This is a genomic window from Neobacillus fumarioli NBRC 102428 (assembly GCF_001591485.1).
Classification (GTDB): domain Bacteria; phylum Bacillota; class Bacilli; order Bacillales; family Cytobacillaceae; genus Neobacillus; species Neobacillus fumarioli.
On sequence record NZ_BCUZ01000107.1, the window covers coordinates 1 to 9,214 of the forward strand.

A 9,214-nucleotide genomic window follows, 5' to 3' on the forward strand; every position below is an offset into this window, starting at 1 on the left:
CTTGAGCGGCGAGAAGAACGACGAGTTCTGCGGCGAGAACGACGGCGGCTCGAACGCTGACCGCGTGGATCTTGGTGCAAGAAATCACCTAATCCTAATTCCTCCACCTCTTTTACCGCTTCCTCAATTTCCAATGCAGTATACCTGTTCATTAGAACACCTCCAAAAAGATTTGCAGAAAAGTCATTAAAACTTTCGCAATTTATTGTATGTGGACAGAGAGAAAATGGTGTCAGGCACCGCAAAAAGACAAACTGCGGATTTGTCCGTCTCAGGTGGACATTTGTATTGGAATTAGAATGTTGGACAATCATTTATTCAATTTTATGTTCACTTTGTCGATTGCGTTGTAGCCATAGCCTTTGCGGTTCCATAAGGGAGTGGCGGGCTGGACTCGGCCGTGGGAATCGGATGCCCTTGAAAGGATGGTAAATTCTCCTTTTTTGGTGATCTTCCAATCCATTTCCCAGGTGACCCAGCCATAGTGGCCGTGGGTTTGATTCTGAATCTTTGCTTCTGACCAGGTTTCTACGTTATCGGTGCTGATTTCGACTTTGGTAATGATTCCTTTGCCTGTCCAGGCAATTCCTTTAATGGGATGGATACCGGTATTGAGAATTTCCATATGAAGCGGTTTTTGTATAATGGAGTTCACGTTTAAGGTTGTCACTGGTTGGGCATGATCATTGGTTTCTTTGTTTGGATAATACATATAGTCGATTGTTTGAAACGGTCCGGAGAATTCTTGATCTATGATCGTAATTTGCTTAAGCCATTTAACCGATGCCATAGCGTACCACTGAGGAACAATTAATCTTAATGGAAAACCATGACGAAATGGGATGGGCTGGTTGTTGTATTCATAAGCAATGATGGTGTCAGGATGGAGCGCCTTCTTTAATGGCAAACTTCCCCACAAACGAAACAACCGCGTCCAAGTCTGTTCTTACTCCATAATCATACCCTTCGAACACAACCTCCTTTGCACCTTGCTTCAATCCAGCTTGTTGAAGCAAAGTATGTAATGAAACACCTTTCCAGTACCCTTGGCTAATTGCTCCATTTTCCCATTGCTCCCCAAATACTTTAGGTTCAAAAAACGTCGCTTATTTCCTGCACATTCCATGGTAACCTTGATCGTCCGGAGGGAGATTCCTGAGTTCATCAATGGAAAACAGCTTTGGTGTCCGAACATGCCCATTGACTGGAAGCCAATAATTTGCCTGTGCCAGCCGTGGATAGGAAAAGTGATTTCTCCTGTAAAAAAGCTTTTTGTCCGTGATCGGTGCTTCCATAAACTGAATCGGTGCCTCCTTATTTTCCGGCTGTAATTTTCGGATAATCAATGAAGGCTTCGCTTCATTGTAGTATGGATTCTGCATACAAACCTCCTAAAAAAAGCTATTTCTAATATTTATGCTAATTACAGAGAAATTAACATGGTGCCTGACACTAACTAATTTCAATTTATTGACCTGTTATTTTTTAGAATGATATATTTAAAAGGATTAGATTGAAAGCGTTTACGAATAGTAGAGGAGAGGTACGAAATGGAAGAAAAAGTTACACATGCTATTCAGGATGAGTATCCCGATGATTTCTCCTGGTGCTACGGCTGCGGACGTTTAAATGAAGCAGGACATCATTTTCGAACTGGCTGGCAGGGTGACAAAACAGTCACGATTTATACACCAAAACCAGAACATATGGCACTGCCAGGCTTTGTATACGGCGGTCTTATTGCTTCACTAATTGACTGTCATGGAACTGGCTCGGCTGCTCTTATGCTGCACCGAAAAAATGGTCATGAACCAGGGGAAGGCGCCGAACCGCCAAGATTTGTAACGGCTTCTTTACATGTGAATTTCATCAAACCAACACCACATGGAGCCCCACTAAAAGCAATTGGGACGGTTTCCGAAATACATCCGAAGAAGTATAAGGTGGAAACAGAAGTATTTGCCAATGACGAGCTTTGCGCGAGCGGTGAAGTAATAGCCGTTGTAATGCCAAGTACCTTTTTAAAAAAATAAAATTTCCCAAAAGGATATTAGAATGAAGAGGTGAGAGTTATGGCATCACCTCTTTTATCATTACTACTTGCTTTTTTACCTAAAAAAACACCATAATTAAGTGAGAGCAGGATTTAGGAGGAACTAGCTTTGTTATCTGAAAATATAAGAAAATACATAAATGGTATAAAAGATGAGAATGTCGCGCTTTTTCAACTAGAAAAAGAGTATGCCGAAAAGCATCAGCTTGCAGATATTCCATTGATGGAAAAACCAGAAGAACTACGTTTTGCGAATGCCTATATTGAACGATGTGAGAAAGAAACAGAAAACATGATTAGAAATGAATCAGCTGACTTTTTAAACCAGCCCCTTGTATATTTTTATAAGCATAAAAATGAATTTATTTATCTAGAGTCAAAATGGTTTGATTTCATCCAAGTTGATGCTATTTCTCTTGAACTTGATGATGTGTTTGGAACATATGATGTCATGCTTGGCTTGAAATTGCAAAAGAAGTTTGCAAAGAGATTAAAAGAGTATTTATCCAATCATTTAGCAGGTGAGGGAGCAACATTTGATTTAATGTTCAGTAATGAAGAAGGCCTGTGGAATTTAAACTTTGCGTTGAATGCCGTGGATGGTTTTCATGAAAATATGACAATAGGGGAAGGTTACCAGTTAATTTATCGTTTCATGTTTAGTATGTTAGAAGTAATAGAAGAGTTATAAAGGGGTAAAAAATCAACCCCCATCAACTTTAGTCTTGAACCTGATGGGGGGACTTTAAAGGAATGGTGACGGTCTTAATCCAGCTTTTCGTATCGAATTCCCTCGCCTTGAATTCAATTTTATCATGATAGATATTCACAATTAACCCTTGAGATTTACTGTCATCCGCACCAGTCTGTGGTGTATAAGTATAGGCAACAGAACTTGTATTTACCATGGTAATACCATCATGGATGATACTCTTTTCGTTATTAAGAGGATAATGCGAGTGTCCGGTAAATAAAATGACTTGCGGGTATTTTTTTAATATCGCGAATATTTTTTGATCTTGAAAACCAGCTCCCCATTCACTGCCATACACAGTACCAGTAATCGGCTGGTGCAGGAATACAAAGATCGGCTTGCCACTTCCGGCACCTTCTGCAAGCGTTTCTTCTAACCATTGATTTTGTTTATCAGAAATATATGCACCATCAGGATTGCTTTCACCGGTCATTTGATTCCGTTCCGTTTGAAAAGGATGATTGCCAAATATCTGTAATGACATAAAGAAGGATATGATGATTTTTAACATAACTTTCTCCATTTATTTTATGATGTCCATAAATTAAAATAGTAATCTTAACTTTTAATTAATTTTCTTAAGAAAGGGGAGGAATGAATTGCGTGTTATCTCCATTTGCCCTAGTAATACAGAAATCATGGAATACATAGGTTTGACCCATTTACTGGTTGGGGTGGACGATTATTCTGATTGGCCTTCATCAATAGCCGAACTGCCAAAGCTCGGGCCGGACTTATCGATCAATATGGACCTTCTCGAACAACTGAAGCCTGACTTGGTTCTTGCCTCTTTAAGTGTGCCAGGTATGGAAAAAAACGTTGAGTCTCTAAAGAAACGGGGAATTCCGCATATCGTGTTGAATCCACAGTCTTTGAGAGAGATAGAACAGGACTTAATCATAACCGCAGAAGCCCTTGGAGAACCGGATCGTGGACTCGAAGCGGCACGGACATTTCGTGCCAGGCTGGAAAAAATAAAAGAAAAAGGGGCAAATGCCGAAACTCATCCCAAGCTTTATTGGGAATGGTGGCCGAAACCGATTTTTACTCCGGGAAAAATAAATTGGCTAACAGAAATATCAGAAGCAGCCGGGGCCGTAAATGTCTTTCAAGATGTTGAACTGGCAAGTGTGCAAACGGACTGGGAGGATGTCTTAAAAAGGAAGCCGGATTTCATTTGCCTTGCCTGGGTAGGGGTCAGAAAGGAGAAGATACAAAAAGAAATCGCAAAAAAGCGCCCAGGTTACGAAAAACTTGGCTTCAAAAGCGACAACCAGATTCTTATTCTTGAGGAGGAATTATATTGCCGCCCATCACCAAGGCTTTTGGACGGCCTGGAAAAGCTTTTTCAGCTTATACGTAATGTATCAGAGATGTAAGTAATTTGGACTCCCATTTTTAAATGATAAGGTAATCGGGGGTTTTTCCTTTATTCATATATTTAACATCGCATCGATCGTTCTAAGATATTTAATCATGTAGGAGGATGGATTCAATTGCATCATATAACAATGCCATCTACTCTATTAACCAAACGTCAGGTGATGGGACAAATATTAGTATGCGCATCTGGGTGTTGCTGCGGTCGTATTGACAAAGGGAAACCAGAAATTCCCTTAGAATGGTTAAAAAAAAGTTGGAAGGAAGCAAGGTTGTTGAAATCCATTCAACTCACGATTACTGGCTGTTTAGGACCTTGTGACCTGACCAATGTCGTCTCCATTTTAACCCCTGAAAAACAAATATGGTTAGGGAGGATCACAGAGCATCTTCAGTATGAAGCCTTGTTTGAATGGGCTAAAGCTTCAGCTGAGGCAGGTTATCTTCTTGATTTACCTGAAGCACTCCAAAACCACGTCTTTGAACGTTATAAAATTTAGTAAAAATACCTGACACCGCCCAAATAATGTCGAAAATTTGACAAAATTCGGGCGGTGCCAGGTAATTATTTTTCGTTGAGTTGAACATTTTCCCATTATTTTAAGCTGCTTCTCACTTTTCAATTAGCTTAAATTTTCATCGTGCATAGAAATGGGAGAACCGGAAGATGTATGCTCACTGATCCACCCGAAGGATGTTTCGGAAACACTTGGCCAATTCGGAATTTCGTTCTTATGCTGCTCAATCCAGCTCATTCCAAATTGCGGGTCAATATTATAGTCAAGGCATTGGGATAAAAATGTTTGGATATTGGCATCATTGCAATTTTGCCAAGAACCACAAGTATTACTCCAGATATTTTCTAATTTTGCTTGCAATGAAACTTCATTGATAAAATGACTGAATGAATTGCTATTCATCAAAGGGATTCCTCCTAATTTATTTCATATCATTCAGTATGTCCAATGTAACCATTCGTAATTTATAAATACATTATACAGAAAAATATGAATTTTCACACTAATATACACCTTTCCTGCTTTTCAATTGAAGCTACTCCTTATTATAATAAAGAGAGGTTTTTACTACATTCATTCAGAAAGGAAGAAAAGATGAAAAAAGGGTTAACAGGCAAAAGAGTTGCCATTTGCGGTTCACGTAAAATCGAAGAAATCAGTACGTTAATTGAAAAACAGGGAGGAATTCCTCTTGTCCGTCCGCTGCAAGGAACTGTCTTTTTCGCTGAAAACGAAGTAGAGCCTGATGTAATAAAATTTGTAGAAGAAGGAGCCGATTGGGTTATCTTTACAACCGGGATGGGATTTGAAGCACTATTAAATCTTGCAGGTAAATGGAATGTAGAGGATCCATTTTTACAACGGATCCGGAATGCCAAAGTGGCATCCAGAGGGTATAAAACATTAGCTGCCTTAAGGAAATTGGCAATTGAACCAATAGTCGTTGATGAAGACGGAACTACCAAAGGACTGGTTGCTGCACTGGAAAATTTCAACTTCTCCGGAAAAAGGGTTATGCTGCAGCTACATGGGGAAGAGGCACATGTCTTGACAAACTTTTTGCAAAACCAAGGGGCCATCATACAAAAGATTCTTCCCTATCAGCATATTCCCCCAGAAGAAAAAGTAGTTGCTCAATTATGTGAAGATTTGCAAAGTCAAGAGTGTGATGCTGTTTGTTTTACAACTGCAGCACAAGTTCACGCACTGTTTGATTATGCAAGAAAACATCACATCCATAAGGATATTGTTAAATGTTTCAGCGGAAATTCCCTCGCAGCCGCTGTTGGTAAAGTAACAGCAGAGGCTTTAAGGGAAGAAGGAGTGGACAAACTGCTTGTGCCGGAAAAAGAAAGAATGGGTGCAATGGTGGTAGAATTATCACAATATTATAAGAATCTCCAAGATACTTAACACAATGTGCATCTTAATGGTGCACTTTTTTCATTGGTTATATAGCATAAATATATCGAGAATTTTACGAGAAAATATCGTTCTTTGTTGAATGGAAACGGCTATTTTTTTACAAAATTTTTATTTTCAATATGCTATAGTAAAGACAACCCTAATTGCTAATCTTTTTTACATATTGGATAAACAATACCAAACGATATTTTACAGTTTGTCAGGTGTATCGCTTTTTGTGTTCCTGTAAAATCAAAGTTAGATGCAGAAATTTAAAAAAAGGAGTTGATTGGATCATACGTTGTTTTAAGCGCTTTCATCGATAATAACACTTCTCATAAAAGGAGGGTTTCTATTTGACCGCTGAAAAAATTGTGCACATCTCTTTGACTGAACTGGAAAAGAACTTTCAGGAAGTAGAAAGGGGCCTGACAAATCAAGAAGCGCTGGAAGAAGCCAACCGCTGCCTCTACTGCTATGACGCTCCATGCACCAAAGCCTGTCCAACAGGTATTGATATCCCCGCCTTTATTAAAAAAATCGCTTCAGGAAACTTACTCGGATCAGCCAAAACCATCATGTTTCAAAACCCGGTAGGAGCAAGCTGTGCCAGGGTTTGTCCTACTGATGAGCTCTGTGAAGGAGCTTGTGTACTGAACGATTCCACAAAGCCTATCATGATCGGAAATCTGCAGAGATATGCGACCGACTGGGCAATCCATAATGAACAAACTTTGTTTACACCAGGGAAACCAAATGGCCGGAAAATCGCTGTCATTGGCGGCGGCCCTGCCGGTTTATCAGCGGCAAGGGAACTGGCGAGATTTGGCTTTGATGTGACGATTTATGAAGCCGCCGATCAAGCTGGCGGACTAAATACGTATGGGATTGTCTCTTTTCGCTTGCCGCAGAAGATTTCCTTCTGGGAAGTCGCCCAAGTTGAAAAAATGAATGTAAAAATCCGGACGAACACGGTAGTAGGAAAAGATATCAGTGTTTCTGAATTATTAGATCAGTTTGATCGTATTGTTTTGGCAGCAGGAATGGCGCAGGTGCCAAACCTTGGAATTGAAGGAGAAGACTTGGACGGCGTCTATGATGCTATTGAATTTGTAAAAGCAACCAAAACAGGGCAATTATCAAAAAACTTCATCGGAAAGCGTGTGGTGGTGATTGGCGCCGGTAATACCGCCATTGACGGTGCGACTTGCTCAGTCCGCTTAGGAGCTGCAAATGTCAAAATTTTATACCGTAGAACCATGGCGGAAATGACCGCCTATGACTTTGAATATGAATTTGCCAAACAGGATGGTGTTGAGTTCCGCTGGCTAACTGCCCCAAAGCGGATTATCGGGGATCAGAACGGCAAGGTAATCGGCATTGAATGTGTCAGAATGAAACTGGATGAACCGGAAGCAGACGGAAGAAGAAAAGCTAAACCAGTGGAAGGCTCTGAATTTGTAATTCCGACAGATGCTGTGATCAAAGCGATTGGACAGACAAGACATACAGCCCTGATTGAACAATTTGGCCTTTATCATGAAGACGGCATCGTTAAAGTCGATCCAGAAACATTTCAAACTTCTAACCCGAAAATATATGCATGTGGCGATATTATTTTTGGTAAAGGAAAGGGGGAAGCCATGGTGGTATCGGCGGCCCAGCAAGGGAAAAAGGCAGCTGCCGCCATTCATCGAGAATTTTCAACGGTTGAAAGCTTGAATGAACTCTATCCATCTTAATAGGGAGGAAAAGAAATGGCAGATTTGCGTATAAATCTTGCTGGGATATCGTCCCCGAACCCTTTTTGGCTCGCTTCGGCTCCACCGACAAACTCCGGCTATCAGGTTCAAAGAGCATTTGAGGCAGGCTGGGGAGGTGCTGTTTGGAAAACCCTTGGCGACCCGATTTTAAATGTGTCGTCAAGATTTGCCGCAATTAGTTTTGGCGGAAAAAAAGTGGCTGGGTTTAATAATATAGAACTGATCACTGACCGACCACTTGATGTTAATTTAAGAGAGATCTATGAAACGAAAAAGAAATTTCCCAATCATGCAATTGTCGCTTCCCTTATGGTTGAACCGAAACAGGAAAAATGGCATGAAATTGTCAAGCGGGTCGAAGATGTCGGGGTGGACGGCCTAGAATTAAATTTTGGCTGTCCGCACGGAATGGCGGAGCGGGGAATGGGTTCTGCCTCCGGACAGGTTCCTGAGCTGGTAGAACGGCAAACCTACTGGGTTAAAGAGGTAGCAAAAACACCCGTCATTGTCAAATTAACGCCAAACATAACCGATATTACGGCAACAGCGGAAGCGGCTGTAAACGGGGGAGCCGATGCCATCAGTTTAATTAATACTATCAATAGTTTAATAGGAGTCGACCTTGATACATGGAATACAATTCCCCATGTAGCTGGAAAAGGAGCACACGGCGGGTACTGCGGCCCGGCAGTAAAACCGATTGCTTTAAATATGGTAGCTGAATGTGCACGAAGCCCCCATATCAATGTTCCTATTTCGGGTATCGGCGGGATATCCAATTGGCGGGATGCCGTCGAGTTTTTGCTGATGGGTGCAACCGGAGTCCAAGTTTGTACTGCGGCGATGCATCACGGATTCCGTATTGTGGAAGATATGATTGAAGGGCTGAATAACTATTTAGATAGCAAAGGAATTGCTGCTGTTAATGAGATCATCGGCAAGTCAGTTCCCAAATACTCTGATTGGGGCAATTTAGATCTCAATTATCAAATTGTTGCCCGTATCAATACGGATGTTTGCATTAATTGCAATAAATGCCATATAGCATGTGAAGACACTGCCCATCAATGTATTGACAGACGGCCTGATGCGTCAGGAAAGAGTTACCTAAAAGTTAGGGAAGAGGACTGTGTCGGCTGCAATTTGTGTTCGATTGTCTGCCCGGTGGAAGGTGCGATTGACATGATTGAAGTGAAGAGCGAGCTTCCGCCAATGACTTGGAATGAACGGCAAAAGGCATTAAATATGACTGCAGTCTGTAAAGCTGATTTACCAAATTACTAGTTTAAACACCGATTTTAGAAGTCTGAGATTATCTCAGACCAAATGAGCTTGGTAGTGT

13 protein-coding genes are annotated in these 9,214 nt (G+C 41.0%); 7 read left to right on the forward strand and 6 right to left on the reverse strand.

Features of this window, described 5'->3' with window-relative positions; translation table 11 throughout:
- From BFU02S_RS17805 to BFU02S_RS17350, 4 genes are all read right to left on the reverse strand, one after another.
- A partial coding sequence (locus BFU02S_RS17805) for a CotG/ExsB N-terminal domain-containing protein (RefSeq protein WP_439951011.1) occupies positions 1 to 314 on the reverse strand: 314 nt, incomplete at its 3' end.
- Positions 311 to 907 carry a molybdopterin-dependent oxidoreductase gene (locus BFU02S_RS17340; RefSeq protein ID WP_235842056.1) on the reverse strand — a complete coding sequence of 199 codons (597 nt, stop codon included), beginning with the start codon at positions 905 to 907 and terminating at the stop codon, positions 311 to 313. The genes BFU02S_RS17340 and BFU02S_RS17805, both read right to left, overlap by 4 nt.
- The gene (locus BFU02S_RS17345) at positions 879 to 1,055 is read right to left on the reverse strand and encodes a molybdopterin-dependent oxidoreductase (protein WP_235842059.1); all 177 of its coding nucleotides are present in this window, start codon (positions 1,053 to 1,055) and stop codon (positions 879 to 881) included. Before BFU02S_RS17345 ends, BFU02S_RS17340 begins: the two co-directional genes overlap by 29 nt.
- A gap of 51 nt (positions 1,056 to 1,106) precedes the next feature.
- Positions 1,107 to 1,382 carry a hypothetical protein gene (locus BFU02S_RS17350; protein ID WP_235842057.1) on the reverse strand — a complete coding sequence of 92 codons (276 nt, stop codon included), beginning with the start codon at positions 1,380 to 1,382 and terminating at the stop codon, positions 1,107 to 1,109.
- A 168-nt stretch (positions 1,383 to 1,550) separates the two neighbouring features.
- Here BFU02S_RS17350 and BFU02S_RS12745 point away from each other — a divergent pair, with 168 nt between their 5' ends.
- Positions 1,551 to 2,033, forward strand: a complete 483-nt coding sequence (locus BFU02S_RS12745) for a PaaI family thioesterase (protein ID WP_066371267.1) — start codon at positions 1,551 to 1,553, stop codon at positions 2,031 to 2,033.
- 129 nt (positions 2,034 to 2,162) lie between these two features.
- Entirely contained in the window at positions 2,163 to 2,744 is a 582-nt protein-coding gene (locus BFU02S_RS12750; RefSeq protein ID WP_066371275.1) for a branched-chain amino acid aminotransferase, read from the forward strand.
- A 28-nt stretch (positions 2,745 to 2,772) separates the two neighbouring features.
- Here BFU02S_RS12750 and BFU02S_RS12755 read toward each other — a convergent pair whose 3' ends face one another.
- Positions 2,773 to 3,318, reverse strand: a complete 546-nt coding sequence (locus BFU02S_RS12755; protein WP_066371278.1) for a metallophosphoesterase family protein — start codon at positions 3,316 to 3,318, stop codon at positions 2,773 to 2,775.
- Positions 3,319 to 3,406: 88 nt separating this feature from the next.
- On the opposite strand from BFU02S_RS12755, the gene BFU02S_RS12760 reads away from it, so the two are divergent.
- Complete coding sequence (locus BFU02S_RS12760) at positions 3,407 to 4,186, forward strand: cobalamin-binding protein (RefSeq protein ID WP_066371281.1); 780 nt, start codon at positions 3,407 to 3,409, stop codon at positions 4,184 to 4,186.
- 117 nt (positions 4,187 to 4,303) lie between these two features.
- Positions 4,304 to 4,687 (forward strand): (2Fe-2S) ferredoxin domain-containing protein, encoded by a 384-nt coding sequence (locus BFU02S_RS12765; protein ID WP_235842058.1) that lies wholly within the window; start codon positions 4,304 to 4,306, stop codon positions 4,685 to 4,687.
- Positions 4,688 to 4,810: 123 nt separating this feature from the next.
- On the opposite strand, the gene BFU02S_RS12770 is transcribed toward BFU02S_RS12765, so the two are convergent.
- Positions 4,811 to 5,107, reverse strand: a complete 297-nt coding sequence (locus tag BFU02S_RS12770; RefSeq protein ID WP_066371291.1) for a hypothetical protein — start codon at positions 5,105 to 5,107, stop codon at positions 4,811 to 4,813.
- A 192-nt stretch (positions 5,108 to 5,299) separates the two neighbouring features.
- On the opposite strand from BFU02S_RS12770, the gene BFU02S_RS12775 reads away from it, so the two are divergent.
- The 3 genes from BFU02S_RS12775 to preA all read left to right on the forward strand — a co-directional run bounded on the left by BFU02S_RS12775 (position 5,300) and on the right by preA (position 9,156).
- Positions 5,300 to 6,118: a uroporphyrinogen-III synthase gene (locus BFU02S_RS12775; protein WP_066371295.1), complete on the forward strand. Its 819-nt coding sequence runs from the start codon at positions 5,300 to 5,302 to the stop codon at positions 6,116 to 6,118.
- Between the two features lie 347 nt (positions 6,119 to 6,465).
- Complete coding sequence (locus tag BFU02S_RS12780) at positions 6,466 to 7,851, forward strand: NAD(P)-dependent oxidoreductase (protein WP_439951012.1); 1,386 nt, start codon at positions 6,466 to 6,468, stop codon at positions 7,849 to 7,851.
- Between the two features lie 15 nt (positions 7,852 to 7,866).
- Positions 7,867 to 9,156, forward strand: a complete 1,290-nt coding sequence (gene preA, locus BFU02S_RS12785) for an NAD-dependent dihydropyrimidine dehydrogenase subunit PreA (protein WP_066371296.1) — start codon at positions 7,867 to 7,869, stop codon at positions 9,154 to 9,156.
- The last annotated feature ends 58 nt before the right edge of the window (positions 9,157 to 9,214 follow it).